The sequence below is a fragment of the Arthrobacter sp. SDR-2R genome, assembly GCF_057747955.1.
In genome coordinates this window covers 1,244,111-1,268,564 of sequence record NZ_CM173231.1, presented here as the reverse complement: position 1 = coordinate 1,268,564, position 24,454 = coordinate 1,244,111, and the positions used below count along the sequence as shown (strand labels likewise).

23 protein-coding genes are annotated in these 24,454 nt (G+C 68.0%); 9 read left to right on the top strand and 14 right to left on the bottom strand.

Going from position 1 to position 24,454, the window contains the following annotated elements; translation table 11 throughout:
• Positions 1 to 94: 94 nt before the first annotated feature.
• A complete protein-coding gene (locus tag AC3ANU_RS05855) occupies positions 95 to 1,762 on the bottom strand; it encodes a DUF7059 domain-containing protein (RefSeq protein ID WP_018768949.1) in 1,668 nt (555 codons plus the stop codon).
• A gap of 43 nt (positions 1,763 to 1,805) precedes the next feature.
• Here AC3ANU_RS05855 and AC3ANU_RS05850 point away from each other — a divergent pair, with 43 nt between their 5' ends.
• A complete protein-coding gene (locus AC3ANU_RS05850) occupies positions 1,806 to 2,282 on the top strand; it encodes a DUF6023 family protein (protein WP_018768950.1) in 477 nt (158 codons plus the stop codon).
• A 50-nt stretch (positions 2,283 to 2,332) separates the two neighbouring features.
• Positions 2,333 to 2,896, top strand: coding sequence for a DUF6023 family protein (locus AC3ANU_RS05845; RefSeq protein WP_268001942.1), 564 nt, complete (start codon positions 2,333 to 2,335; stop codon positions 2,894 to 2,896).
• 65 nt (positions 2,897 to 2,961) lie between these two features.
• Here AC3ANU_RS05845 and trhO read toward each other — a convergent pair whose 3' ends face one another.
• A complete protein-coding gene (gene trhO, locus AC3ANU_RS05840; protein WP_134164140.1) occupies positions 2,962 to 3,858 on the bottom strand; it encodes an oxygen-dependent tRNA uridine(34) hydroxylase TrhO in 897 nt (298 codons plus the stop codon).
• A gap of 132 nt (positions 3,859 to 3,990) precedes the next feature.
• Between trhO and AC3ANU_RS05835 the strand changes: the two genes are divergently transcribed.
• Both AC3ANU_RS05835 and AC3ANU_RS05830 read left to right on the top strand, forming a co-directional pair.
• On the top strand, positions 3,991 to 4,683 hold the full coding sequence (locus AC3ANU_RS05835) for a GNAT family N-acetyltransferase (protein WP_056392594.1): 693 nt from the start codon (positions 3,991 to 3,993) through the stop codon (positions 4,681 to 4,683).
• Positions 4,684 to 4,769: 86 nt separating this feature from the next.
• On the top strand, positions 4,770 to 7,145 hold the full coding sequence (locus AC3ANU_RS05830) for a DEAD/DEAH box helicase (RefSeq protein ID WP_488315630.1): 2,376 nt from the start codon (positions 4,770 to 4,772) through the stop codon (positions 7,143 to 7,145).
• A 21-nt stretch (positions 7,146 to 7,166) separates the two neighbouring features.
• On the opposite strand, the gene AC3ANU_RS05825 is transcribed toward AC3ANU_RS05830, so the two are convergent.
• The 7 genes from AC3ANU_RS05825 to ssd form a co-directional block, all read right to left on the bottom strand.
• Positions 7,167 to 7,589: an Rv3654c family TadE-like protein gene (locus AC3ANU_RS05825; protein WP_018768955.1), complete on the bottom strand. Its 423-nt coding sequence runs from the start codon at positions 7,587 to 7,589 to the stop codon at positions 7,167 to 7,169.
• Positions 7,586 to 8,089, bottom strand: coding sequence for a TadE family type IV pilus minor pilin (locus tag AC3ANU_RS05820; protein WP_018768956.1), 504 nt, complete (start codon positions 8,087 to 8,089; stop codon positions 7,586 to 7,588). Before AC3ANU_RS05820 ends, AC3ANU_RS05825 begins: the two co-directional genes overlap by 4 nt.
• The gene (locus tag AC3ANU_RS05815) at positions 8,086 to 8,466 is read right to left on the bottom strand and encodes a DUF4244 domain-containing protein (RefSeq protein ID WP_018768957.1); all 381 of its coding nucleotides are present in this window, start codon (positions 8,464 to 8,466) and stop codon (positions 8,086 to 8,088) included. The genes AC3ANU_RS05820 and AC3ANU_RS05815 overlap by 4 nt, the downstream gene beginning before the upstream one ends.
• A 164-nt stretch (positions 8,467 to 8,630) precedes the next feature.
• Positions 8,631 to 9,236: a type II secretion system F family protein gene (locus tag AC3ANU_RS05810; protein ID WP_018768958.1), complete on the bottom strand. Its 606-nt coding sequence runs from the start codon at positions 9,234 to 9,236 to the stop codon at positions 8,631 to 8,633.
• Positions 9,233 to 10,030, bottom strand: a complete 798-nt coding sequence (locus AC3ANU_RS05805) for a type II secretion system F family protein (RefSeq protein WP_488315629.1) — start codon at positions 10,028 to 10,030, stop codon at positions 9,233 to 9,235. The genes AC3ANU_RS05810 and AC3ANU_RS05805 overlap by 4 nt, the downstream gene beginning before the upstream one ends.
• Positions 10,027 to 11,331: a TadA family conjugal transfer-associated ATPase gene (locus AC3ANU_RS05800; protein ID WP_488315628.1), complete on the bottom strand. Its 1,305-nt coding sequence runs from the start codon at positions 11,329 to 11,331 to the stop codon at positions 10,027 to 10,029. Before AC3ANU_RS05800 ends, AC3ANU_RS05805 begins: the two co-directional genes overlap by 4 nt.
• Positions 11,328 to 12,407, bottom strand: coding sequence for a septum site-determining protein Ssd (ssd, locus tag AC3ANU_RS05795; protein WP_488315627.1), 1,080 nt, complete (start codon positions 12,405 to 12,407; stop codon positions 11,328 to 11,330). The genes AC3ANU_RS05800 and ssd overlap by 4 nt, the downstream gene beginning before the upstream one ends.
• Before the next feature lie 331 nt (positions 12,408 to 12,738).
• On the opposite strand from ssd, the gene AC3ANU_RS05790 reads away from it, so the two are divergent.
• A complete protein-coding gene (locus tag AC3ANU_RS05790; RefSeq protein ID WP_488315626.1) occupies positions 12,739 to 14,475 on the top strand; it encodes a bifunctional 3'-5' exonuclease/DNA polymerase in 1,737 nt (578 codons plus the stop codon).
• A 165-nt stretch (positions 14,476 to 14,640) separates the two neighbouring features.
• On the top strand, positions 14,641 to 14,832 hold the full coding sequence (locus AC3ANU_RS05785; RefSeq protein WP_018768963.1) for a YegP family protein: 192 nt from the start codon (positions 14,641 to 14,643) through the stop codon (positions 14,830 to 14,832).
• Between the two features lie 3 nt (positions 14,833 to 14,835).
• Here the strand turns inward: AC3ANU_RS05785 and AC3ANU_RS05780 are convergent, their stop codons facing one another.
• From AC3ANU_RS05780 to AC3ANU_RS05770, 3 genes are read right to left on the bottom strand one after another with little or no spacing between them, the layout of a single operon-like run.
• Positions 14,836 to 15,513, bottom strand: coding sequence for an NUDIX hydrolase (locus AC3ANU_RS05780; protein WP_056392582.1), 678 nt, complete (start codon positions 15,511 to 15,513; stop codon positions 14,836 to 14,838).
• The gene (nth, locus tag AC3ANU_RS05775) at positions 15,510 to 16,304 is read right to left on the bottom strand and encodes an endonuclease III (RefSeq protein ID WP_018768965.1); all 795 of its coding nucleotides are present in this window, start codon (positions 16,302 to 16,304) and stop codon (positions 15,510 to 15,512) included. The genes AC3ANU_RS05780 and nth overlap by 4 nt, the downstream gene beginning before the upstream one ends.
• Positions 16,305 to 16,347: 43 nt before the next feature.
• Complete coding sequence (locus AC3ANU_RS05770; RefSeq protein WP_488315625.1) at positions 16,348 to 17,784, bottom strand: energy-coupling factor transporter transmembrane component T family protein; 1,437 nt, start codon at positions 17,782 to 17,784, stop codon at positions 16,348 to 16,350.
• A 410-nt stretch (positions 17,785 to 18,194) separates the two neighbouring features.
• Between AC3ANU_RS05770 and acs the strand changes: the two genes are divergently transcribed.
• Both acs and AC3ANU_RS05760 read left to right on the top strand, forming a co-directional pair.
• The gene (acs, locus tag AC3ANU_RS05765) at positions 18,195 to 20,216 is read left to right on the top strand and encodes an acetate--CoA ligase (RefSeq protein WP_134164195.1); all 2,022 of its coding nucleotides are present in this window, start codon (positions 18,195 to 18,197) and stop codon (positions 20,214 to 20,216) included.
• A 90-nt stretch (positions 20,217 to 20,306) separates the two neighbouring features.
• Positions 20,307 to 21,104 carry a DeoR/GlpR family DNA-binding transcription regulator gene (locus AC3ANU_RS05760; RefSeq protein WP_018768967.1) on the top strand — a complete coding sequence of 266 codons (798 nt, stop codon included), beginning with the start codon at positions 20,307 to 20,309 and terminating at the stop codon, positions 21,102 to 21,104.
• On the opposite strand, the gene AC3ANU_RS05755 is transcribed toward AC3ANU_RS05760, so the two are convergent.
• Together AC3ANU_RS05755 and AC3ANU_RS05750 are read right to left on the bottom strand one after the other, a co-directional pair.
• The gene (locus tag AC3ANU_RS05755; protein ID WP_488315624.1) at positions 21,101 to 22,123 is read right to left on the bottom strand and encodes a LacI family DNA-binding transcriptional regulator; all 1,023 of its coding nucleotides are present in this window, start codon (positions 22,121 to 22,123) and stop codon (positions 21,101 to 21,103) included. The genes AC3ANU_RS05760 and AC3ANU_RS05755 overlap by 4 nt on opposite strands.
• Positions 22,124 to 22,133: 10 nt before the next feature.
• Positions 22,134 to 23,339 carry a Gfo/Idh/MocA family protein gene (locus AC3ANU_RS05750; RefSeq protein WP_018768969.1) on the bottom strand — a complete coding sequence of 402 codons (1,206 nt, stop codon included), beginning with the start codon at positions 23,337 to 23,339 and terminating at the stop codon, positions 22,134 to 22,136.
• 182 nt (positions 23,340 to 23,521) lie between these two features.
• Here AC3ANU_RS05750 and AC3ANU_RS05745 point away from each other — a divergent pair, with 182 nt between their 5' ends.
• Complete coding sequence (locus AC3ANU_RS05745; protein WP_488315623.1) at positions 23,522 to 24,454, top strand: carbohydrate ABC transporter permease; 933 nt, start codon at positions 23,522 to 23,524, stop codon at positions 24,452 to 24,454.

The window sequence follows — 24,454 nt, the reverse complement described above, 5'->3', positions numbered from 1 at the left end:
AGCCCATGTTCGCCTAGTTCACCATATTTTGGGGAATCGTGCGCATTCATGTGGAAAAGACGGGGTTCCGGCGAGCGTCTTAGGGGGCCTCCCGTCAGGCTGGGCTCCCTGCCGGAATGAGGAAGCCGTCGCGGACCAGGTTGGCCACGTCGGCGAGCAGCGCACCCTGGAAGGATCCGGCGTCGAACCCTTGCTCCCCGTCCCCGCCGGCGTCCAGGGCCCCACCCAGGAGGGCCTCCAGGGCACCGGCGATCTGACCGGCGGTGAGGTCGCCGTCGCACGCGGACACGAAGCCCGCCAGCTCGGTGCTCATCAGGTTGGTGCGCCGAAGCCCGGCACCCTGCCGGAGCAGGATCACGCCCGGGTGTTCGGCGCCGGGGCGCTGGTGGCGCTCCTCGGTGACGTCGTCGGCCACCAGCAGGTGCGTGCCGGCAAGATCATGCGCGGCCAGCCAGTCGCTGCGTTCGACGGCGGCACCCAGGTGGGGTCCGATGGGCTGCTCGATGGGGTAGCTGATTTCCTCGAAACGGCTGATGGCGGCCGGGCCGCCGTGTGCGGGGCGCCGCAGCCACACCATGCCGAAACCGATCCCTGCCACGTTCCGGGAGGCGAAGTCGTCAAGGTAGGCGGCGTACGCGTCCCGGTAGTGCTGCCGGTCCCGGGATTCCGAGGCGTCCTGCAGCCAGGTTTCGGCATATTGTTCCGGGCTGACCTGCTCGCGCTGGATAAACCATGCGTCAGTTCCCGCCCGCACCCACGACTTTGGCCGCTCGTCCCAGCCAGAGCCGGCCGGGACTTCCCAGTTGCCCAGCATCTGTGCCGAACCGCCGGGGGCCAGGATCCCGGGCAGGTCCGCCACCAGGGAGGCGACGATGTCATCGCCCGGGAGGCCGCCGTCGCGGTAGGTGAACTGGTCCGCGGCATCCTCGCCGGAACTGCGCGGGGTGATGACGAACGGCGGATTGGAGACCACCAGGCCGAATTCCTCACCGGTTACAGGCCCCAGGAGGGAACCCAGGCGCAGGCTCACCCGGTCCTCAAGCCGGTCGGGATCGACGGACAGCGCCTCTGCATTGAGCAGGATGTTGAACCGGGCGTAGGCCAGGGCTCGCTCGGAGATGTCGGTGGCGGTCACGTGCTGGCAGTGGTGGAGCAGGTGGAAGGCCTGGATGCCGCAGCCGGTTCCCAGGTCCAGGGCGCGCTCGGTGTGGCGGCGGATGGTGGTCTGCACCAGGGTGGTGGAGGCCTGCCCGATGCCCAGGACGTGGTCGTGCCGCAGCACCCCGGCCTGCTGGTGGGCGGCAAGGTCGCTGGCCACCCACAGCTCGGCGCCGCCGCTGCCGTCGTCATTCCTGTCCCATCCGTACGGCCGCAGGTCGGCCTTGGCGGTGAGCAGGCCCGAGCCGGGAACGGGCTGTACCAGCCCAAGCTCGAGGAGGCCTTCCACGCCTGTGCCCGGCAGGGCGGCGTCGAGCGTTTCCCGTTCCTGGGGCTCGGCAAGGAGCCACAGACGGACGACGGCGGCAAGCGGCGCTGCTTGGTTGTCCTGCCGCACTGCCCGCTCGGCAGCGAGCAGCGCGGGGATGATCTGGTCCCGGTTCAGTGCCGCGGAGGCGGTGGGGCCAAGCAGCCGGGCGACGCCGTCGAGCGTGTAATCGAGGCGGCGGAGGTCTGCGGCTAGCGCCGCCAGCAGGCCGGGAAGGTCGCTGCGGGGAGCGTCGGGGGTGTTGCCGGCGGTGAACTCGTGAGGGGATCTAGGCACCGCTCAAGTTTAGTCCGGCCTGCCTGCGCGGTACGGTGGAGCCATGCCTTCACGTCCTGCCCTCCTTCCGCGCGCCCGCATGGCAGCCGCTGCGGTGCGCCGGCCGCTGCCGGGGACTCTGTTTGCCGCGGTCCTCGCCCTGGCCGTTGCGGGGTGTTCGCCCGGGACCTCCGTGGAGAATGCGGATGTCCCCAAGTGGCGGGCCACGGCCCTGCCCTCCTCCTCAGCGGCCGTTGTGCTCCAGGACTCGGGCAAGATCCTTAACCGCGACCGGATCGTGCAGGCGGCCGCAAGGGTGCCTGCCGGAAGCTACACGCTGACGGCAGTCTGTGACGGGACGGGGAAGGCCTTCTTCGCGGTGACGCTGGACGGCAAGCCCGTGGCGGAAGCCGGGGCCGCCTGCAACGGCCGGCGCGAGACCACGAAAATCAGCCTGCCAGCTGCCGGACGGGTAGAAATCAGCAGCTCCAGCGTGGACGCTCCGCTGCTTTACGCCTACCAGCTGGTACCGGCCCAATAACGCCCGCTCGGGCTATGGTCCGCCGCCCGCTGCGGGCATAAAGTCTGACTATGCCCAGTGTGCGGAGAATCTCCGCGCCCCTTCCCCGAGGGAGAGCACGGGCGCCGCTGGCACCGAAGCCCGCCGCCGCCGTCGCCCTTGGGCTGGTGCTTGCGGCAGGTGCGCTGGCCGGCTGCGAATATACGTACGACGACGCCCGGACCGGCACCGTGCAGGGCACCGCCAGCGCCGCCCCGGCGCCGGCCTTCACCCGTGACCCGTTGCAGCAGGACCCGGTCAGCGAGGCGGACCTGGGCGATTGGGTGTCGCGGGCGCTCCCCGACGGCACCGGTCCGGTGGTCCAGGCCGATGCCGGGCTCCTGGCCCCCGCGGAAGTGCGGACCATCTCCTCACCGGTCCTGAAGACCGGAACCTACACCCTGGCCATCGCCTGCAGGAGCCAGCGCCGGGTGACCTTCACGGTGCGCACTGAGACCCTCACACTGGTGGACCTGGGCCTGCGGTGCGGCATCAACCGCGAAAACGTCATCTACCTGTCCACGGACAGCGTCCTGACGGTCAGGGTGGAGGCCAGGACCGCGGCCAACTATGCGTTCCGCGTGTACCGGCTCTGACGGCCGGGGTCGTCCCGGCGGGGCCTCACCCTGGCTTGGCACCTGCGTCCGGGGCGGCACCGTCCTCAGGCGGCGGTGCAGCCTTGGGGGCAGCGCAACGTCTCGGGACTGGCGGCACACTCCGTGCAGTACAGCGTCAGCGTGCGGCAGCTGGGATTGGAACAGTTCTCGAACTTGCTGGTCGGCGCGGAGCAGCGGGCGCACTGGCCAATGGTCTTGGCGTCGTCGCTGAACTCCAGGTGCATGCGCTTGTCAAAGACGTAGAGCGAGCCTTCCCACAGTCCCTGGTCCTTGAAGGCTTCGCCGTAGCGCACGATACCCCCGTCCAGCTGGTACACCTCTTTAAAGCCGCGGTTCACCATCAGGCTGGAGAGCACCTCACAGCGGATGCCCCCGGTGCAGTAGGTGACCACCGGCTTGTCCTTCAGGGAGTCGTACTTGCCGGAGTCCAGTTCCTTGATGAAGTCGTGGGTGGTGGCCACGTCCGGGACTACAGCGTCCTTGAACCGGCCTATCTCAGCTTCGAACGCGTTGCGGCCGTCGAAGAAGACGACGTCCTCGCCGTCCTTCTTCCTGGCATCCACCAGTTCATGGAGTTCCTCGGGTTTGAGGTGCTTCCCGCCGCCCACCACGCCGTTGGCGTCGACCTTGAGTTCTCCGGGTGCGCCGAAGGAGACGATCTCGTCCCGCACCTTGACGCTGAGCCGGGGGAAGTCCTCTGCTCCGCCGTCGGACCATTTGACGTCGATGCCGCGGAACCCGGCGTATTCGCGCGTGGTCTTGACGTACTGCTTAACGGCGCCGATTTCCCCGCCCACGGTGGCGTTGATCCCGTCCTTGGAGAGGATGATGCGGCCCGTAAGACCCAGCTTCTCGCAGAGGGCGCGCTGCCAGAGCCGGACGGCGTCCGGATCGGTGATGGGGGTGAAGCCGTAGAAAAGCACAATTTTGTTCAAAGCCACGCATTTAAGGGTACCGGCTGCAGCGGCGGCCTGGTCCTGCTTCACAACGCCCGGAGGAGGGCCTCATTACGATTGCATAAGCGATTCCCTACCCCCTGTTGCTGGCGATCGGGCTGGAATAGTCTTCTTGCCATGAGTCCGGAAACCGCGGTTGAAGACATCACTGGCCTGCTTGAGGTGTGGGTTGCGGGCTGGGCCGGGTGTCGCGGTTACCAGACCGCCAAGGAGGGCCGCTTCCCGGCAGCACTCCGTGCTGATACCAGCGGCGAGTGGGAAGTCTTCGCCTCAGAACCTACTGATGACGAGTTCGCCACGCTGGCCGCCCGAACCGCAGAAGCCCCCGCGCGGGTGCTGACCATCCTTACCAATGACCCCTCCCGCTATGCGGCAATGGCAGGCCGGCAGGGCCTGAATGTCACCTCGGATTCGCAGGCGATGATGATCGTTGACATGGAAACCCAGGACGCGGAGGACCCGTGGCTTTCCGATGACGACCTGAGACTTTCCACGTACGAAAGGGACGGCGTGTATTACGCCGAAGTCCTTTCGGGGGACGCGGTCGCGGCGGGCGGCCGGGCCTTCGTGGTGGGTGATACCGCCGTCTTTGACAAGATCATCACCCAGCCGGCATTCCAGCGCAGGGGCCTGGGGAGCCTGATCATGCGGGCGCTGGCGGCGCAGGCGTCCGGCCGCGGCATCCGGACCGGCCTCCTGCTGGCGTCCGTGGACGGGCAGAAGCTCTATTCGCACCTCGGCTGGAGCACCATTGCCCGGGTCCTGATGCTTTCGGCATCGCATGACGGATCGGATCTGTCGCTGAGCTGAGCCGGCCCGTCCGGCGGAGCCGGGCTGCGGGGTTCCCGTTGGTGACCCGTGGCCTGCCGCGGTGCATCGGATGAAAGAATGGTGGGGTGAACCCCCATGACTCCCTGATTCCTCTGCTGGGCCGCGGCCCGGACCCGGAACAGCTCCGTCATGTCCGCAGGATCCCGGCGCGGGAGGCAATCCACGCGCCGTGGCCGGCCTGGGTGCACCCGGACATTCTCGGGGCGTACGGGTCGCTTGGCATCCGCGAGCCGTACCGGCACCAGGTGGACGCGGCCAATGCAGCATATGCCGGGGAGCACGTTGTGGTGGCCACCGGAACCGCGTCCGGGAAGTCGCTGGCGTACCAGTTGCCGGCGCTGGATGCGATCCACCGTTCCGAGCTGCGCGTGCTGGCGGAGCCGGGAAAGATTCACGACGACGGTGCCGTCACCCTTTACCTTTCCCCCACCAAAGCGCTGGCGGCCGACCAGCTGAACGCCATCCGGGCCCTGAGGCTGCCCACGGTACGGGCGGAAACGTACGACGGCGACACGGATCCGGCCGCCCGGCGGTGGATCCGGGACCACGCGAATTTCATCCTGGCCAACCCGGACATGCTGCATTTCGGCATCCTTCCCAACCATGCCTGGTGGGCCGGGTTCTTCCGCCGGCTGCGCTACGTCATCGTGGACGAGGCACACAGCTACCGTGGCGTCTTCGGATCGCATGTTGCTAACCTGATGCGCCGGCTCCGCCGGATCTGCGCGTACTATGGCGCGGGCACCTCGTTCCCCGAACCGGTCTTCATCGCGGCTTCCGCCACCGCCTCCGAGCCTGATGTCTCCTTCTCACGCCTCATCGGCGCCCCCGTGAAGGCGGTCTCCGAGGACTGCTCGCCCCACGGGGCCACCACCGTGGCGCTCTGGGAACCGGCGCTGACCGAGGTCCGGGGCGAGAACGGGGCCAAGGAGCGGCGGACGGCAGTGGCCGAAACTTCTGACCTGCTCGCCAACCTGGTGTCCGCCCGGATCCGGACCATTGCCTTTATCAAATCCCGCCGCGGCGCCGAGACCATCTCCGCCATCACCAAGCGGCTCCTTGACGAGGTGGACCCCGGCCTCCCGCAGCGGGTGGCCGCCTACCGCTCCGGATACCTTCCGGAAGAGCGGCGCGCGGTGGAGAAGGCGCTGCGGTCGGGCCAGCTGCTGGGCGTTTCCAGCACGTCTGCCCTGGAGCTGGGAATCGACATTTCCGGTCTCGATGCGGTCTTGGTGGCCGGCTGGCCCGGGACGCGGGCTTCCCTGTTCCAGCAGATTGGCCGCGCCGGCAGGGCGGGCCAGGATGCCATCGCCGCATTTGTGGCCAGCGATGATCCGCTGGACACCTTCCTGGTGAACCACCCGGAGGCGATTTTCGATGTCTCGGTGGAGGCCACGGTCTTCGACCCGTCCAACCCCTATGTGCTGGGACCACACCTCTGCGCCGCGGCAGCGGAACTCCCCCTGGGACCGGCGGAGCTGGACCTTTTTGGCGGAACTGCCGAAAAGCTCCTGGACCGTCTGGTGGCGCAGGGATATTTGCGGCGGCGTCCCGCCGGCTGGTTCTGGACCCACTCGCAAAGCGCCGCGGCCATGGTCAATCTCCGGGCCGACGGCGGCGGTCCGGTCAGCATCGTTGACGCCGAGACCGGCTCGCTGCTGGGGACCATGGACTCGCCCCAGACCCATTACCAGGCCCACACGGGCGCGGTATACGTCCACCAGGGCGACACCTACGTGGTGGAGGACCTGAACGAAGACGACCACTCTGTCATGGTTCGCCGGGCAAACCCCGACTACTACACCACAGCACGGGACGTGACCCAGATCGAGGTCCTGGACACGGTGCGGACCATGCAATGGGGCGATGTAACCGTCCACTTCGGCGATGTGAAGGTCACCACGCAGGTTGTCTCCTTCCAGCGCAAGGCCTTGATTTCCAACGAAGTCCTGGGTGAGGAGCCCCTTGAGCTGGGTGCCCGGGAGCTCTTCACCAAGGCCGTATGGTTCGTGGTGGACAACCGTTCCTTGACGGGGGCCGGCCTCATCGAAGCCCAGTTCCCCGGTGCCCTCCACGCCGCCGAGCACGCCGCGATCGGGCTCCTTCCCCTCGTCGCCTCCAGCGACCGCTGGGACATCGGCGGGGTCTCCACGGCACTGCATGCGGACACCGGGGTGCCCACCATCTTCGTGTATGACGGGCACCCCGGCGGGGCGGGGTTTGCCGAACGGGGCTTCGACAAGGCCATGGTGTGGCTGGCGGCAACCCGGGACGCCATCAAGGCCTGCGAGTGCGAGTCCGGCTGCCCGTCCTGCGTGCAGTCCCCCAAGTGCGGCAACAAGAACAATCCGCTGGACAAGGCCGCCGCGGTGACCCTGCTGGATGTCCTGCTCAAGGATGCCTCCGAGACGTCCCGTGTGGATGTGGAGGCGAGGAGCTGACGCCCGATGCCGGCGTCATCGCTATGGCGGCGGCCCTGCCCGGGCATGTCCGGTTGCGGCTCCCAGCAGCGGGCGCTCGCCGAGCCGGGTCCGCACCTCAATGGTCTGGCCCGCGCCCTCGGTACAGCTAAGGACCGTGGCGGCGTGCCGCGCGGCGACCTCGGCGGCAACACTGCAGGGCTCGCCCGTGGTGATGCCGCGGAGCGCATCCGCTGCGGCAAGGGCCGCCAGGTCCGCAGCCGCTGCCGCCCTGCTGGCCAGCACGGCGGACTGGGCCAGCAGCAGCATGACGGCCATGGCCGTCATGACCACAAGGGCCAGCCCTGCGGCCAGGACTGTGCCCGAACCGCGTTCGCGGCCGTCATGCCTTCCCGCCCCGCGCCTGCCCTTGGTGGTGTGGCGCCTGGCGGCGGCAGTGTGGGGCCGTCCGGCATCGGCCATCATTTGGCGGCCTGGCCATGCGTGGAGCCCCTGAGGGCACCGGCGCCGATGCCGGCTCCCGTCCCGGCTGTTTCGCTCCGCATTGACGCACGCGCGGTGAGGGTCCACGGGATGGATGCTCCCAATGGCCCAGGCACGCGGTCCGTGACCGTGATGTTGAACCACTCGCCGTCTGCAGCAACTGACGCAGCCGCCGTACCGCCGGCGAGCGTCCGGACCGTCCGTTCCACTGCCACGGTGTCATCGCCCCGGGCCAGCGCCCTGGCACCGGCCCTGGCTCCCTCCTCGATGCGCAGTTGCGTCATCCCCGCGGCGGCTGCTGCAAGCAGCATGGCCAGCAATGCCAGTACGGCAGGCAGTGCCACGGCGAACTCTGCGGTAACCGCGCCGCGGGCGTTTGCACCGGCGTCCGCCGTCTTCCGGTCATCGTTGCCGCCGGCGCTGCTGCCGACGACGGCCGTGAGGGGTCCATGAATTCGCAGCCCCGCCGGCAGAGGTGTCACGGCAGCGCCAGCGCGGTGCGGATGAGGTTGAGCAGGAAACCACGTACCTCGTCGCTGCGGAGGATGAACACAAGCAGCCCGGCGAACCCGACGGCGGCCAGGGTAGCAATGGCATATTCCGCGGTGGCCATGCCGGCCTGGGAACCCAGCAGCCCCGTGGGGCGCCATGTCTTGGGCCGGAGACTTCCCGAACCAGGGTGGAGTTCGACGATCCTGCCTGCCTCCGGGAGGGAAGTCTTTGGGCCCAAGGCAGGGGCGGAAGCGGATGGGATGCTGCTGGTGCTGCGCGGGGCGCCGTCCTTTTTCGTGGGCTTCTGGCCGGACGCGGCGAACGCGGAGGTTCCTGCCGTGTAGTGACGGCGGTGGTGGATGGACATGTGGTTTTCCTTTCCATTGGTTTCCGGTGGTTTCCCGGCTGTCTTGACTCTTCCCCGCCCAGCGGGAGCAGGTAAGGGAGGGGATGCGCTAAGTGGAAAAGGTGGGCCGTCCCGGTGTTGTGGAGGAAGGGATCGGCCTTCGCGGTGGCCACGGCAGCGGCAGGTTACCCGGTGGGAACCAGGGCAAGCAGCACGGGGACGACGCCAAGGCAGATAAAGGCAGGGAGTGAACACAGGCCCAGCGGAACTACCAGCTTCACGCCAAGCGAAGCGGCCCGCTTTTCCGCGGCCCGGAACCGTTCCCGGCGAAGCCTTGCTGCCTGGGCGTAGAGGATTGCAGACGATGGCGCCCCCGTGAGCGCGGCGAAGCCCAGCGCATCCCGGAGCTCCAGGATTTCGGGGAGCCGGACGGCGGAGCTGCGCCACGCTGTTTCCCAGTCGGCCCCGATGGCCAGCGCCGAGACCACCGGCCGCAGTGAGTCCCTGTACTGCGGCGCGGCCGAGGCAGCCACCAGTTCGAGCGATCGCCCGATGCCGGCTCCGGCATCCAGCATCGCCGCCACGAGTTCGAGCATCATGGCAGTGTCCTTCAAGCCTTCGCCGCGGCTCCCTGCGGGCCACTCGGCTTCGGCCACCTGCTGCGCCCCCGGGACGGCATGAAACAGGTGGCGGAGCCGGTGACACGACCGGTTAAAGCCGGAACAGGCAAGCCAGGCACTTGCGGCGAGCAGCAGGAACAGTGCAAAGCCTGCAGCCAAACCCGGGGTCATGGCACTCCTGTCCCTGCGGCCGCCGCAACAAGCCTGGCGGACCACGCCCTTCCTGCTGCCGTGAGCACCGCGCCACTGAACAATGCGGCCAGTCCCAGGGGTGTTCCCAGCAGGGTGGCCAATGGATCCACGCCCAGGGCAGCACCCAGTCCAAGACCCATCAATGGAAGCCAGGTCAAGAGACGGACCGTGGCTTTGGGGCCGGCGAGGGCGGTCTGCCTGGCTGCATCCGCATCATCCTCCGCTTCCAGCTGGGCCACGAACCGGGTCAGCACGTCGGCGAGCGGACATCCACTGGCTTCGGCTATGTCAAAGCAGGCAGCAAGCTCAGACCAGGTCCTGGCCTCCCGGTCCCTGTGAGGCAACGCCGTGGAAACCGCACGCCGGATGGCCTCCGAGACAGGGGCTCCGGTTGCCGCGGCCGCGCGTGCGGAAGCCAGGACGGCAGTTGAACCCTCTGACAGCGCTGGGGATGGGAGCGCCGCGTGGTCATGCCATTGCCCGTCCTGCGGCGTGCCGTACACGGACCACAGCTCGTCCCACAGCCGCCCGGGTGTCCGGCCGCCCCTGAGCAGCGCCGCCAGCTGCTGCACCACCAGGGTCAGTCCAGGGCCCCGCATTTTCGCCGAGCCCCGTCCGCCTGCGCTGCCCCAGCGCAGTATCCGGCTCTGCCGGGATCCCGGTGCCTTCTGGCTGCTGCCGCCTGCTGCACGGAACCTGGACGCAGCATCCAGGGGCGGCTTCAGGAGCAGCACCACAGCGGCGCCCAGGACTCCGATGAGGAGGATCGTCACAGGGTGACCCCGGAGTCCATTCCCAAACGGGCAGCCAGCGCCGGCCATGCGGGACCCGCCACCCCCGATTCTTCAACCGCCGGCACCACCGTCAGCCCCTCCGGGCCGTCGCCGATAAGTCCGATGCAAAGGACTTCCCTCCCCCGGGACGTCCTGCCCACGTGGATCACAGCGTCAACGGCGCTGGCAGCCTGGAGCCGAACAGCCTCGGGTCCCAGCCCGGCGAGCGCGCCCAGGGCGTTGAGCCTGGCGGGGACTGCTGCTGCCGTGTTGGCGTGGATGGTTCCTCCACCGCCGCTGTGCCCGGTGTTCATCGCGGTAAGGAGCTCGCGGACTTCCGCGCCCCGGCACTCGCCCACCACCAACCTGTCCGGACGCATGCGAAGTGCCTGCCTGACGAGTTCCCCCAGGTCCACTGTCCCGCCGCCTTCGAGGTTTCCGTGCCGTGATTCCAACGCGACTACGTGCGGGTGGACAGGATTCAGTTCGGACGCATCCTCGATCAGGACCAGCCGCTCCTCCGCCGCACACAATCCCAGGAGCGTAGACAGCAGCGTGGTCTTCCCGGAACCCGTGGCACCGCTGATCAGAAAGCTCAGCCTCCTGTCCACGACCTTCTCAAGCACCGCCTGCACTCCCGGGCCGAACATGCCCCCGGTGCGCAGCTCCTCCATGCTGAAGACCTTCTCCCTGCGGATCCGGACGCTCAGCAGCGTCCCGGACGTGGAAACCGGCGGCAACACGGCATGGACACGGTAGCCGCCGGCGAGCCTGACATCGACACAGGGCGAGCCGTCATCGAGGCGGCGCCCGCCTGCAGCGACGAGCCTGCAGGCCAGCGCCCGCAGCTGTGCCTCGCCGTCGAACAGGACGGGGACCCGCTCGATGCCGCGGCCCCGGTCCACCCAGACGGAGTGGGGAGCGTTGACGAAGATGTCGGTGACGGCGGGATCCCGGGTGAGCTCCTGCAGCGGCCCCAGCCCGTTGAGTTCGGCACTGATCCGCTCTACGGCGGCAAGGGATCCTGCGGTGCCCAACAGCTTGCCGGTGGCCTGGACTGCCGCGGCAACCCGTGACGGCGTCACGGCACCGGCCTCTGCCATCATCGATTCGCGGACGGATTCCAGCAGCCCTGAATCGATGGTCCTGCCGCTGCCGGCGGTTCCCCTGCTGCGCGTCAGGCGGCCTGCCTGGTTTGCTTCCAGGATGCGGACGCTGCGCCGTGAGCCCAGGCCTCCCGCCCCCGCTGCGCTGCCCGCTTTCCCGGCCGGAGCCGACGGATTACCCGGCGCCGGGCTCATGCCAACTCTCCAGCCGGCAGGTCATCGCCAAGCCAATCGAGCACAGATGCAGCGAAGCGCCGGATGTTCCGGCGCTTCCCCAGGTCCAGCAGCCGGCCGGATTCCATGGCTCCGCCGACGCCGCGGACTTCTGGTATCCGGCCCTGGACCGGCAGTCCCACGGCGTCAGCGATCAGCGAACTGTCCAGCGCGGAGCCCGGCCGGCCCCGCACCAGCAGGGCCGCCTCCACTGGCGGAAGCTCCTGCATCAGGCGTACGGCCGCCACTGCTGCCTTCAGTTGTGCGGGTACCACCATCATGATCCGGTCGCAGTCCCAGGCCACCGTATGGAGCGGCTCTGCCCCCCTTCCCACATCGAGCAGGACCAGTTCATAGCCACGGCGCGCAGCATCAAGCACACCGGCTGCGGCTGCGGCGGCGACGGGAAGGGGTTGCTCCCGTGTGGCAGGCCAGGACAGGAAGGAAAAGCCTCCCGCAACGGGTAGGGAATCCGAGAGCTGCAGGGGGTCGATGCTTCCCCTGGCCTCGGCGAGGTCCGGCCATCGGAGCCCGGGGGTTTCCTCTGCTGCGAGCGCCAGCTCCAGGCCGCCACCCCATGGGTCGCCGTCAACCAGCAGGACCCGTACCCCCAGCCCTGCTGCCGCCTGCGCTATCCAGATGGCGGCGGTGGTGGCTCCTGCACCGCCGCAACCGCCCGTGATGCCAAGGACCATTCCGCCCGGGCCCGGCGACCGCGACCTGCTCAGATGGTCTGCCAGCCAGGCGGCGGCATCCGGCAGTACGGCAACACGCTCTGCCCCGAGGGCCGCCGCCAGGTGCCAGAGGCTGTCGCCCTCGCCGTCGAGGCCCACCATGACCGCAGGCGTGCTGCGCCGGGGCGGCAGTTCACGCACGTCACTGCCCACCAGGACGGCAGCTGCCGCCTCCCAGTAGCGGCCTGCCTCCACTGCTTCCGGGACAACGTGCAGGTGCGCGCCGGCGGCTGCCACAATACGCTCCACTTCGGCACGGAGGACGCCGGAGGAGGTCACCAGCAGGACCTCTCCTGCGCCATCCGGCCGCATCCCGGCGGGCATTGAACCCCCAAGCATTGAACCCCTGAGCCCTGAAGCGCCAGGCTTTGAATGCTCCGGCAGCCAGGCGGCCTCGGACGCTTCCCCGCTGTCCGCAACAGGACCCCCGCGGGATGGTGGCGCCGTGTTCGTTGGCCGCCACGAGGAGCCGGAGGCCGGTCCCGGACCGGATGTGGATGCGTTCAGCTGGTGCCTGCTCATGGAGCCACTCTGCCGCGGCGGTGCGGCCTGGTTAAGGGAGCAAGTCCCGTATGTGGACAACCTGCAGCGCGGACACCTCAACAAGGCCCAACCCTCCAACGAGGCACAGCCTCCAACAAGGCACAATGGGAACATGTACCTGCTGCTCGCCGCCCACCCCCGCGGCGCGGCGCTCCAGGAACTGACGCTGGCGGGCCTCGCCCAGCCGGCCAATCCCGAACCCCGCGTTGTGGCACTCACCGACCTTGCCGCCGTCGTCCGCGAACTGGAGGCACGGCGCCCCGGTGGCCAACCGCCCCGCTGGATATGGCACCGGACCCAGGACTGGTACCCGGCGCTGCTCGCATCCGGGGTGGAGGTGGAGCGCTGCTACGACCTCACCCTGTGCGGCAACATCCTGGCCTTCTCGCAGTTCAGCGCGCACACCGACTACGCCCGGAACACGGACAGAGTACCGGTGGAGGATCCCGCTCTTCCGCCAAAGTCGCTGCAGCCGCCGCGTCCCCCTGCAGACCAGGGCGCGCTGTTCGATGATCCCGCAACCGGGCCGCCGCCGGGGGCGCCGCTCGAGGAACTCCGTTCCGAATACGCAGCCCAACAGAGTGCGCTGGCAGGCGTGGGCACGGAGGAAAACCGCCGGAACCGCCTCCAGCTGCTGCTCGCGGCGGAGTCGGCGGCCGCAATTGTGGCCGCCGAGATGCAGCACGCCGGGGTCCCCTGGCGCGAAGACCTGCACGAACAGATCCTGGCCGGCCATCTGGGACCGCGCCCGCCCGCCGGGCAGCGTCCGGTGAAACTGGAGGCGTTGGCGGCGGAGCTGCGCGCCCTGCTCAACTCGCCCGGGCTCAACCCGGACTCCCCGCAGGACCTGATGCGCGCGCTGCACCGCAACGGGATCGAGGTCAAAAGCACCCGGAAGTGGGAGCTGAGGGAATCCAGCCACCCGGCCATCGAGCCGCTGCTGGAGTACAAAAAGCTTTCCCGCCTCCACACCGCCAACGGCTGGTCCTGGCTGGACGCGTGGGTGGACGGCGGCCGGTTCCGCCCGGAATACGTGGTGGGAGGCGTGGTGTCGGGCCGCTGGGCATCCCGCGGCGGCGGGGCGCTGCAGATTCCGCGCCAGGTCCGCGGCGCGGTGCACGCCGACCCTGGCCACAAGCTCATCGTTGCGGACGCCTCGCAGCTGGAGCCGCGCGTCCTGGCGGCCCTGGCGCAGGACTCGGCCATGGCTGAGGCGGCGCGGGACCAGGACCTGTACGCCGGGATCGCCGCCAAGGGATTTGGCGGCGACCGGGCCAAGGCGAAGATGGCCCTGCTGGGCGCCATGTACGGCGCCACCTCCGGCGAGGCCGGCCGCCTCATGCCGCAATTGGCCCGCATCTACCCGCGTGCCGTGGACTTTGTGGAGCGGGCGGCACGGGCGGGCGAAGCGGGCGGGACGGTCACCACCAGGCTGGGCCGCAGCAGCCCTCCGCCGTCCGGGCAGTGGTTCCTCAGCCAGCGCTCGGCCACGGCGGAGGAGCAGCGGAGGGCAGAGTCGATCGCGCGGTCCCGCGGGCGGTTTACCCGGAACTTCGTGGTCCAGGGCTCGGCAGCGGACTGGGCGGCCTGCTGGCTGGCAGAATTGCGACGGCGGCTGCGCGCCTTGCGGCCGGCAGGAACCGGCGGCAGCGGCGGACCTGTGGGGGCCCAACTCGCCTTCTTCCTGCATGACGAAGTCATGGTGCACGCGCCCTCGGACCGCGTCGATGCCTGCATCGCGGCAATCGAGGAATCGGCCAAGGCCGCCAAGGAATTGCTGTTCGGTCCCATCCCCGTGGAGTTCCCCGTCAGCATGGCCGTGGTGGACTCCTACGACCTCGCCAAATAGGGCGGAGGGCCTCCCGTGCTGCCTCTTTCGCTGTCGTCGAGACGATAAGTAATCTACCCGGCGGTAGCTATGCGCGCCCGGTGACGGACGTTACAGTCGAAGCGGGGCTGATGCAGACCGGTCCACACGCTGATGCAACGACGCATACCAGGGAGGTCCCCGTCCATGGCGGGAAGATTTGAAATTCACCGTGCAGGCGATGAGTCGTACCGGCTGCGGCTGACCGACGCCGAAGGCAATATCGTTGCGGTGTCACCAACCTTCAGGTCCCTCAGCCTGCTCCGCGACGGGATCAACGCCATGCGCGAGAATGCCGCCACCGGAATCGTGGTGGATTTGCGCCACCAGCAGGCCTGAAAACTAGACCCCGATCGGGTGCAGTCTGGTGCGGTCCCATGGAACGGACCAGCCGAGCTGGTCGAAGAGGCCGCTCAGCACAATGCCGGTGAAGCCCCACACCACCACGCCGTTGACAGTGAAGGCAGGGCTGTCGAACGTGCGGCCTGCGCGGTGCACCGTGGCCATCACCCTGTTGTCCGGGTCCAGGAGGTCCCTGACCGGGACGCGGAATACCTGGGCGGATTCGGCGTAGTCCACCACCCGTACCGGCGACGGCGAGTGCCACCATCCGAGCACCGGCGTCACCAGGAAGTTGCTGTGCGCCAGGCCCAGTTCCTGGAGCGTGCCGAGGACTTCCACCCCGCCGGTGTCCAGTCCGGTTTCCTCCTCGGCTTCCCTAAGCGCAGCCGCCACCGGCGTTTCGCCCCGGTCGATGCTGCCGCCGGGAAACGCCACCTGCCCTGGATGCGAACCCAGGGTGTGGGCGCGCTCCAGGAGCAGGACGTCCAGATCCGCCGGCGCCAGTGGCTTGCCGGACGCGGCCGGGACGTCGTCGAGCACCCCGAAAAGCATCAGGACCGCGGCCCTGCGGGCGCGGGAGGCATCTACTGTCAGTGCAGCCCAGCGTGGATCAGGGGGCCCGGCCGTCCCGGCTTCCGCCCGCTGGACCAGCGCGGCCAGGTCTTCCCTTGCGCTCACGTGGCCCTCGCCTGGGAGGCCATCCGGATCTCCGCAGCCCGCTGCTGTTCAGACAGGTACTGCTCCAGCAACGCCTCGCTGCCGGGCGCAAGTTCATACTTGAGGAGCTTGGCTGCTTTGACGGGGTCGGTCTCCCCCAGGCCATAGCTCGGGCACCAATTAGCCACGGGACAGGCACCACAGGCGGGCTTCCGGGCGTGGCAGACGCGGCGGCCGTGGAAGATCACACGGTGGGACAGCATGGTCCAGTCCCTGCGGTCAAACAACTCCGCCACGTCCTGTTCGATCTGCACAGGGTCCTCGGACTGGGTCCACCCAAACCGCTTGGCGAGCCGGGCGAAATGCGTATCGACGGAGATGCCCGGGATGCCGAAGGCGTTGGCCAGCACCACGTTGGCGGTTTTGCGGCCCACCCCGGGCAAGGTGACCAGGTCTTCCATCCGCCCCGGGACCTCGCCGTCAAAGTCATCCACCAGGCGGGTGCACAGCGCCAGGACGTTCCTCGCTTTGGCGCGGAAGAACCCCGTGGGCTTGAGGATGGTTTCAAGCTCCGTGGGGTCCGCCTCGGCCAGGGACCGGGCATTGGGCCAGCGTGCGAACAGCACTTTGGTGACCTGGTTGACCGTGACGTCGGTGGTCTGGGCGGACAGCACGGTGGCCACCAGCAGTTCGAAGGGGTTGCGGAAGTCCAGTTCCGCGTGGGCGTAGGGATATTTTTCGGCCAGGGCCCGGTGGATGCGCCGTGCCCGCCGTTTCAGCGCCAGGACGGATTCGGACGAGACCACGGGCATCCCCGCGGCCTGCCCGTTCTTGCTGCGTGGCCCGGCCACGGCGTCAGCCGCGCTCGATGTTGCTGAGGTCGCGCAGGACGCCCAGCCGTCCGTCCGTGTGCTGGACCAGGAATTCGTGGCCCCGGTCCTCCAGCGCCAGTACCCAGCCGCCGGGCTCGATCACGAAGGCAGGCGCACCGGTGCGGGGGTCGTAGGCGGTGCGGTGCTGGGCGACGGCGAACCAGAAAGCCTCATGGATGGGCTGCCCGTCGGTCTCGTCATGGCGGGTGGACGGGTCCACCGTCGCGCCGATGGGATGCTCGGAACGGACCTGCTGGTGGACAGCGGTGGCGGCCGGCGGCTCCCACGCTGCCTGCGGAGCGCCCACGGCGGGGACGGCACCGTGCTGGGTCTCCTCGGCTGCCGGGGCCGGGGTTGAGTCAGGACGGACGACGTCGGCCGCCTGGGTGGGCGGGCCGGCGTCCACATGCGGTGTGCCGGCATCCCGGTCAGCGGCTTCGGGGGCGGTTGATACAGGGGTGGATGATACAGGGCTGGTTGATACAGGGCTGGTTGATACAGGGGCGGTTGGCGCCGCGGGGGTCGAGGCAGCCGGACCCGCGACGGTGCCCGCAGCTGGAGCGCCGGCAGCTGCAGCACCGGTCCCTGCAACGGCAGCCCCGGCATTGGCCACGGGGACGGCGGCAGTGGCGGGCGTGTGGGTGGAACGCGCCGGCGCAGGGTTGGGGCTGGAAGATCCCGGCTCGACGGCGGAGGAACCTGCACCGGCCCCACCGAACAGGGTGGCACCTTTGAAGCCGCCCTTTGACTGGTTGGAGCCGGACTCCGGCTTGGGGGCTTTGGGGGTGCGCGGCTTCCGCAGCGGGACCGCGGCCTCGCGGGCCACAATGTGCGCCGGCGTCTCTGGCCGGTCCTTGAAGTCACCGGAAAGGTACGGCAGGAACCGGCCCAGCACGGTGGCGGCGAAGAGGACGAGCGAGCCGATCAGGCCCACCAGCAGGCTGGTGACGTAGCCGCCTGCAACGGACAGGAAGAAGAAGGCCAGGGCGAAGGAGGCCACAACGGAGGCGAACTGGTCGATCGAGAGCGACCCCACGCGGATCCTTGTGGCGGGTGCCAGGCGGCGCGCCGCGAACAGTGCGCTGGCGATCAGCGGCAGGACGATGCCCAGTCCCAGGAAGAACAGGTTGTTGAGGTTCCACAGGTTGTACCGGGCGCCGAAGAGGGGAAGCAGGGACGCGACAAAGAGGATCAGGGTGCCTGCGAAGACGGCCAGGTCGCGCACGGTGAACGGACCGAGGACCGCCTGGTTGGCGTTCGGGTCGATCTTCCCGGAGCCGGCCTTCTGCCCTGCAGCCTGCCCCTTGGCGGCGTTGCCGGCCGGTGTCGCGTGCGCGGATCCTCCCACGGCAGGCCCGGAGGCTCCTGGCCCTGCCTTGGTGTCCGGACCCGTTCGCTGGCCGTAACTCTGCTGGTTCATTCTGCTCTCCTTAGCGTGGCGGCACCGGGCCCGGTCCGGACCCGAAAACTGTGCCGTCTTGACATGCGGTCCGGGCCCGGCAAGGCGCTGTTTGCGCCCGGCCGGAGAGGTCCGAAGTGAAGTCACAATTCCATCTCAGCCTAGTCAACGGCCCGGCCGATCACTAGCTGGGGCAGGCCTCCGGCGGTGCCTGGCGAGTCATGAAGAGACCATTCACCGCATAAAAAATGCCGCTCATGGCCGCCTATGTGACGGGGCACACAGCGGATGCACCGTAAGCATTAGGCTTGGTTGCGGAACAGCTCTTTGCGGTATGCCCGCCCCCGGCTGGAGCCCAATGCCGTGCGATCGGCGGGCCAATGCGGTGGCGGCGTCCCGCGCGGCAAAGATCGATGAATGATGAGGTTCACATGTCCCAGGACACCCCCAGCTCCACGGCTACCGTTCCGTCCGCTTCCGCCCAGCCGGCAGGACAGCAAGGCCACCAGGGCGACGCCTTCGCGAACCTGCTGCATGAGACGCGGGCCTTTCCACCCTCCCCGGAATTCGCGGCCGACGCCGTTGTCACCGCCGCCGAGTACGGGGAGGCGAACGCCGACCGGCCCGCGTTTTGGGCGAAGAAGGCCCGGGAGCTGCTGACGTGGTCCAAGGACTTCACACAGGCGCTGGACTGGTCTGATCCGCCGTTCGCCAAGTGGTTCGTTGGCGGCGAAATCAACGCGGCGTACAACGCGCTGGACCGGCATGTGGAGGCCGGCAACGGCGACCGCGTGGCCATCTACTTCGAGGGCGAGCCCGGCGACACCCGCACCTATACCTACGCCCAGCTGACCGAGGAAGTGAAGAAGGCGGCCAACGCTTTCGAGTCCCTGGGCGTTGCCAAGGGCGACCGGGTGGCCGTGTACCTGCCCATGATCCCGGAAGCCGTCATCACGCTGCTGGCGTGTGCCCGGATCGGCGCGGTGCATTCGGTGGTGTTCGGCGGCTTCTCGGCCGAGGCCCTCCGGTCCCGCATCGACGACGCCGAAGCCAAGCTGGTGGTGACCGCCGACGGCACCTACCGCCGAGGCAAGCCGAGCCCCCTGAAGCCGGCCGTCGATGATGCCCTGGCCCACGATGGCCACACGGTCCAGAACGTGGTGGTGGTCAAGCGCAACGGCCAGGACGTGGACTGGCACGAGGGCCGGGACCACTGGTGGGCGGACACGGTGGGGACGGCCAGCGCAGAGCACACCGCAGTGGGCCACGATTCGGAGCACCCGCTCTACATCCTCTACACGTCCGGTACCACCGGGAAGCCCAAGGGCATCCTGCACACCACCGGCGGCTACCTCACCCAGACCGCCTACACCCACAGGGCGGTCTTTGACCTGCATCCGGAAACGGACGTGTACTGGTGCACGGCCGACGTCGGCTGGGTCACCGGCCACTCCTACGTCGCCTACGCCCCGCTCATCAACGGCGCCACGCAGGTCATGTACGAGGGCACGCCGGACTCCCCGCACCAGGGCCGCTGGTGGGAGATCGTGGAAAAGTACAAGGTCTCCATCCTGTACACCGCTCCCACCGCCATCCGCACCTTCATGAAGTGGGGCGCGGAGATCCCGGCGAAGTACGATCTTTCCTCCCTGCGGGTGCTGGGTTCGGTGGGCGAGCCCATCAACCCCGAGGCCTGGATGTGGTACCGCAAGGTAATCGGCGGCGACAAGGCGCCCATCGTGGACACCTGGTGGCAGACCGAAACCGGCGCACAGATGATCGCCCCGCTTCCCGGGGTCACCGCCACCAAGCCCGGCTCCGCCCAAGTGCCGCTGCCCGGTATCGCCGTGGATGTGGTGGATGAAATGGGCGAGTCCGTCCCCAACGGCCACGGCGGTTTCCTGGTGATCCGCGAACCCTGGCCGGCCATGCTGCGCGGCATCTGGGGCGACCCGCAGCGGTTCAAGGACACCTACTGGTCCCGCTTCGAAAACATGTACTTCGCCGGGGACGGCGCCAAGAAGGACGAAGACGGGGACATCTGGCTGCTGGGCCGCGTGGACGACGTCATGAACGTCTCCGGGCACCGGCTCTCCACCACAGAAATCGAATCCGCCCTGGTGAGCCACCCCGCCGTGGCGGAGGCCGCCGTCGTGGGCGCCACGGACGAAACCACCGGCCAGGCCGTGGTTGCGTTCGTGATCCTCCGCGGCGATGCCGTGAACAACGGCGACGCCACCGTACAGGAGCTGCGCAACCACGTGGGCAAGGAAATCGGGCCCATTGCCAAGCCCAAGAACATCCTGGTGGTGCCCGAACTGCCCAAGACCCGGTCCGGCAAGATCATGCGCCGGCTCCTCAAGGACGTGGCGGAAGGCCGCGACCCGGGCGACGCCACCACGCTGTCCGACCCCACGATCATGCAGCAGATCGCGGCCAGCCTCCGGAAGTAGCAATACGGCGACGGCGCTTCCCCAGCCGGGGAGGCGCCGTCGCCGTATGCTGGGAGCACCCTTGCCACCCGCGTTGAAGGATCCGCCTCCATGCTGCCTGCCGCCCGACACCAAGCAATCCTGGATGCCGTCCAGCGGGAGCGGGTGGTCCGGGTCTCGGACCTCGCCACCCAGCTTGGCGTCTCGTTGATGACGGTGAGGCGGGACATCGAGCTGCTCGAGGAGGGCGGCAAGCTGGAACGAATCCACGGCGGCGCCAAGCTGCCGGGGGATGCAAGCACGCATGAGCCCGGTTTCGAGCTGAAGTCCACGCAGTTGACCGCGGAGAAGCGCGCCATCGCCGTGGAGGCGGCCGCCCTGGTCCACGAGGGCATGGCGGTCGGCCTGGGTGCCGGCACCACCACGTGGGCATTGGCCAAGGAACTGGTTGGAGGGCCGCGGATCACGGTGGTCACCAACTCTGTCAGGATCGCGGACCTCTTCCACCACGCTGCCTCGTCCGGCTCGGCCCGTTACTCCTCCACCGTGATCCTGGTGGGAGGCGAGCGCACGCCCTCAGACGCCCTGGTGGGGCCCATCGCAACGGGCGCCCTCAAGCAACTGCACCTGGACGTGCTGTTCCTGGGCGTCCACGGGATGGATGCCGAGGCGGGCTTCACCACACCCAACCTGCTCGAAGCCGAAACCGACCGGGCCTTCATGGCAGCAGCGCGCAAGACAGTGGTGCTGGCCGACCACACCAAATGGGGAATGCTGGGCATCAGTTCCATCGCCGCCCTGGATGACGTGGATGAGGTCATCAGCGATTCCGGACTTGGCCCGGAGGCCCGGCGGGTCCTGCAGGAGCGGACCAGGCTGCGCCTGCCCGCCATGCAGTCGGCCGGCTAGGGGCAGCCGCAGGATTGGCGTACGTGCAGTTTGGTGGGAAAGATCCGGTGCCGCGGGTCCTCCCCCCGGCTGGCTCCAACGAGTGCCGCCACGGCAGCCTCCGCCATGGCCGCCACCGGCTGCTCAACGGTGGTCAGCGGCGGCCAGGAGTATTCAGAGTCGGCCGAGCCGTCAAAAGACGCCACGGCAATGTCGCCCGGAACAGACAGTCCCGCTTCATGGATGGCCCGCAGCAGTCCAATCCCCTGCATATCGGACGTGGCGAAGACGGCCGTTGGCCGGTTCACTGACGCCAGGAGGCGTTGCCCGGCCACGTACCCTCCGGGCCGGGTGAAGGCACTGTAGGCAATGGGCCCCTCGGGCAGACCAGCTTCCTGGAGCGCCTGCCGCCAACCCACTTCACGGCCGTCGGTCTCCCCGGAGACGTTGGTTCCCATGGCCAGGCCGATGTTGGTGTGGCCATGGCTGATCAGGTGTTCCACCGCGATCCTGGCTCCGGCCGCCAGGTCCACACCGATGCTGTTGAAGCCCGGGGCGTCACGTTCCTGGTTGAGCAGCACGGACGGGATGTCCGCCGTTTCCAGCGCCTCGAGATCGGGTTCGAAAAGGACGCTGGCCAGCAGGACGCCGTCCACCTGCCGGGCGGCGAGGTTCCGGATGTTGCGGCGTTCCTTGGCCAGGTTTCCGTCCGAGTTGCTCAACACCAGCGCGTACCCCAGGTCTGCGGCGGCATCCTCCACGGCGTGCGAAAACAGTGAGAAGAACGGGTTCGAGATGTCCGGGACGATAAGCCCCAGGGTCTCGCTTGAGCCGAGCTTCAGCGCCCGCGCGGCGGCGTTGGGCCGGTAGCCCAGGACGCGGATGGCGTCCTGGACCTTGGCTTCGGTTGCCGGCGCCACTTTCTTGGGTCCGCCATTGACCACGTAACTGACGACGGCGGTGCTGACGCCGGCATAGCGCGCCACATCCTTGCGGGTCACCGGGCCGCCGCGGGAGGCCTGCGCGGCCAGGGAAGTCATGCTGTCCATGCTAACCACTCATACCCGGCGCATCCCCAAAGTCACGGATGGGAAGCCGTACGCCGTTTTGCAGGGCGGACTGGTGGGCCACGATGCCCGGGAGGGTGAAGCGGGCGGCCACCCACGCATTCACGGGCGGCAGTGTGCCGTCATTGACCGCCGTGACGAAGTCGTCCACCAGGAAATGGTGGCTTCCCTCGTGCCCGTTCGGTGCGCCGCGGAACTCCTCAGGCAACCGTCCGGCGTCGTGGACCGGGGCCAGTCCCGACACGAATGCGTCCCGGAGTTCCGGGGCCACGTTGGCCAGTGAGGGATCGTCCAGGGACATGCTGGGCCGGGTTTCCATCTGCTCGGAGATGTCGTGGACATTCTGTTTGTCCTGCCAGACGGTGACCCTGGCGAGCTGTTCAAAGCTTGCCTCCGTGCCAAAAAACCGGAAGCGCGATTCGCGAATGTGGGAGGGATAGCCCACGCGGCGCATCTCGTTGGTGCGCATCACGCCGCCGTCGTTCAGTTCAAAGAGCGCCGTGGCGTTGGAAAAGTCATTGCCGAACATGCTGACGTCCTTGTCGAATACCCCGTCATCCCGCTGGTCCTTGACGCCCACGCAGCTGACGCTGACGGCGTGCGCCGGGATGGCCCCCAGCACCCCGCCGATCGCATGGGTGGGGTAGAGCATTGGCGGGTAGCTTGCCGTCTCCTTCCACCGCTCGCCCCCGCTGTACTGGTAGGCGTCATAAAAGCCGAGGTCCATGTCGTGGACGTAGTCGCCTTCGGAGTAGAAGACCCGGCCAAACCTGCCGGCCGCCTGCTGTTCGCGGGCATACACGGTGGCGGGGTTGTAGTAGCTGGTCTCACCCATCATGTACACCTTGCCGGTGTCCCGGACGGCCTGGATGATGCGGGCGATCTCCTCTTCGGCAACCGCCATGGGCACGGCTGAGTAGACGTGCTTGCCGGCGCGGAGAGCACGCTCCACCAGGGGCCCGTGCGTCCAGCGCTGGGTGAAGACCGCCACGGCGTCGACGTCGGAGGCCAGAAGGGCGTCAAAGTCGGGCACGACGCCGGCAAGATCCAGCCTTCGGACCACGGATTCAGCCCGCTCCGGCAGCTCGTCCACAACATAGACCGCACTGACGCCGGGATGCAGGTTGAACAGGTGTGCGAACTGGCTGCCGAACTGGCCCGCGCCCACGATGCCGATGGAGAACGTCATTGTTTGCCTTCCGATTGAAGTTTCTCCGAGTGTTTCACCCGCATCTACTCGAGTCAATATCCAGTCACTGGCGTAATTGCCCCGGTTTTGAAACATTGAAATAAGCCCTTGCCGTCCAATATCTACTCGTGTAGATTTCTTTCCAGCCTGTTACTTCCATCACACTCAGGAAAGGGTCGACGATGACCACCCTTACCAGGAACGCCAGCCCGGCAGTGCACGCAGCGCACCGGCCGCTGAAGCGCCGGGGACAGAGCGACCTGAAGATCGCATTGTTCTTCATATCCCCGGCGATGATCGGATTTATCGTTTTCTACCTGGTGCCCACCCTGCGGGGCATCTACCTCAGCTTCACCGAATACAGCATCCTCGGCGACCCGACGTGGATCGGTGCCGCCAACTATGAGGCCATCGCCAAGGACCCCCTGTTCTGGAATGCGCTGGCTGTCACCGGGCAGTACGTCCTGATCAACATCCTCCTCCAGACCACGCTCGCACTGGGGCTTGCCCTGCTGATGCACCGGGTAGCCAAATCAACCGTGATCCGCGGCGCGCTCCTGCTGCCGTACCTGATGGCGAACGTGATCGCCGCCCTCCTCTGGTTCTGGCTCCTGGACTACCAGATCGGCATCGTCAACTACTTCATCGACGCCATCGGCCTGCCCAAGGTGGCATTCTTCGGCAGCGAGGAATGGGCCATCCCCACCCAGGCCCTCATCAACACCTGGCGGCACATGGGCTACACCGCCCTGCTGCTGTTCGCCGGCCTGCAGGCCATTCCCAGCCACGTCTACGAAGTGGCCAACCTGGACGGCGCCTCACCCTGGCAAACATTCCGCAAGATCACCATGCCGCTGCTGCGCCCGGTGCTCGCGCTGGTCCTGATCGTCACCGTCATCGGTTCCTTCCAGGTGTTCGACACCGTTGCCGTCACCACCCTGGGCGGACCCGTCAATGCCAGCCGGGTGCTGCAGTTCTACATCTACCAAAAGGCCTTCACGGAATCGGACTTCGGCTACGGCTCCGCCCTGGCGGTCATCCTCTTCGTCATCCTCGCCCTGGTGGCCTTCATCCAGATGAAGTTCCTCAAGGGCAACGAATCAGACCTGGATTAA

Bases quoted from the DNA above. Each gene is read 5' to 3' on its own strand.
- acs (WP_134164195.1), top strand. From the start codon at position 18,195: ATGTCCCAGGACACCCCCAGCTCCACGGCTACCGTTCCGTCCGCTTCC.
- AC3ANU_RS05750 (WP_018768969.1), bottom strand. From the start codon at position 23,339: ATGACGTTCTCCATCGGCATCGTGGGCGCGGGCCAGTTCGGCAGCCAG.
- nth (WP_018768965.1), bottom strand. From the start codon at position 16,304: ATGCCCGTGGTCTCGTCCGAATCCGTCCTGGCGCTGAAACGGCGGGCA.
- AC3ANU_RS05755 (WP_488315624.1), bottom strand. From the start codon at position 22,123: ATGACTTCCCTGGCCGCGCAGGCCTCCCGCGGCGGCCCGGTGACCCGC.
- AC3ANU_RS05790 (WP_488315626.1), top strand. From the start codon at position 12,739: ATGTACCTGCTGCTCGCCGCCCACCCCCGCGGCGCGGCGCTCCAGGAA.
- AC3ANU_RS05835 (WP_056392594.1), top strand. From the start codon at position 3,991: ATGAGTCCGGAAACCGCGGTTGAAGACATCACTGGCCTGCTTGAGGTG.
- AC3ANU_RS05770 (WP_488315625.1), bottom strand. From the start codon at position 17,784: ATGAACCAGCAGAGTTACGGCCAGCGAACGGGTCCGGACACCAAGGCA.
- AC3ANU_RS05850 (WP_018768950.1), top strand. From the start codon at position 1,806: ATGCCTTCACGTCCTGCCCTCCTTCCGCGCGCCCGCATGGCAGCCGCT.
- AC3ANU_RS05815 (WP_018768957.1), bottom strand. From the start codon at position 8,466: ATGTCCATCCACCACCGCCGTCACTACACGGCAGGAACCTCCGCGTTC.
- AC3ANU_RS05845 (WP_268001942.1), top strand. From the start codon at position 2,333: ATGCCCAGTGTGCGGAGAATCTCCGCGCCCCTTCCCCGAGGGAGAGCA.
- AC3ANU_RS05745 (WP_488315623.1), top strand. From the start codon at position 23,522: ATGACCACCCTTACCAGGAACGCCAGCCCGGCAGTGCACGCAGCGCAC.
- AC3ANU_RS05825 (WP_018768955.1), bottom strand. From the start codon at position 7,589: ATGATGGCCGATGCCGGACGGCCCCACACTGCCGCCGCCAGGCGCCAC.
- AC3ANU_RS05760 (WP_018768967.1), top strand. From the start codon at position 20,307: ATGCTGCCTGCCGCCCGACACCAAGCAATCCTGGATGCCGTCCAGCGG.
- AC3ANU_RS05810 (WP_018768958.1), bottom strand. From the start codon at position 9,236: ATGACCCCGGGTTTGGCTGCAGGCTTTGCACTGTTCCTGCTGCTCGCC.
- AC3ANU_RS05800 (WP_488315628.1), bottom strand. From the start codon at position 11,331: ATGAGCCCGGCGCCGGGTAATCCGTCGGCTCCGGCCGGGAAAGCGGGC.
- AC3ANU_RS05785 (WP_018768963.1), top strand. From the start codon at position 14,641: ATGGCGGGAAGATTTGAAATTCACCGTGCAGGCGATGAGTCGTACCGG.
- ssd (WP_488315627.1), bottom strand. From the start codon at position 12,407: ATGCCCGCCGGGATGCGGCCGGATGGCGCAGGAGAGGTCCTGCTGGTG.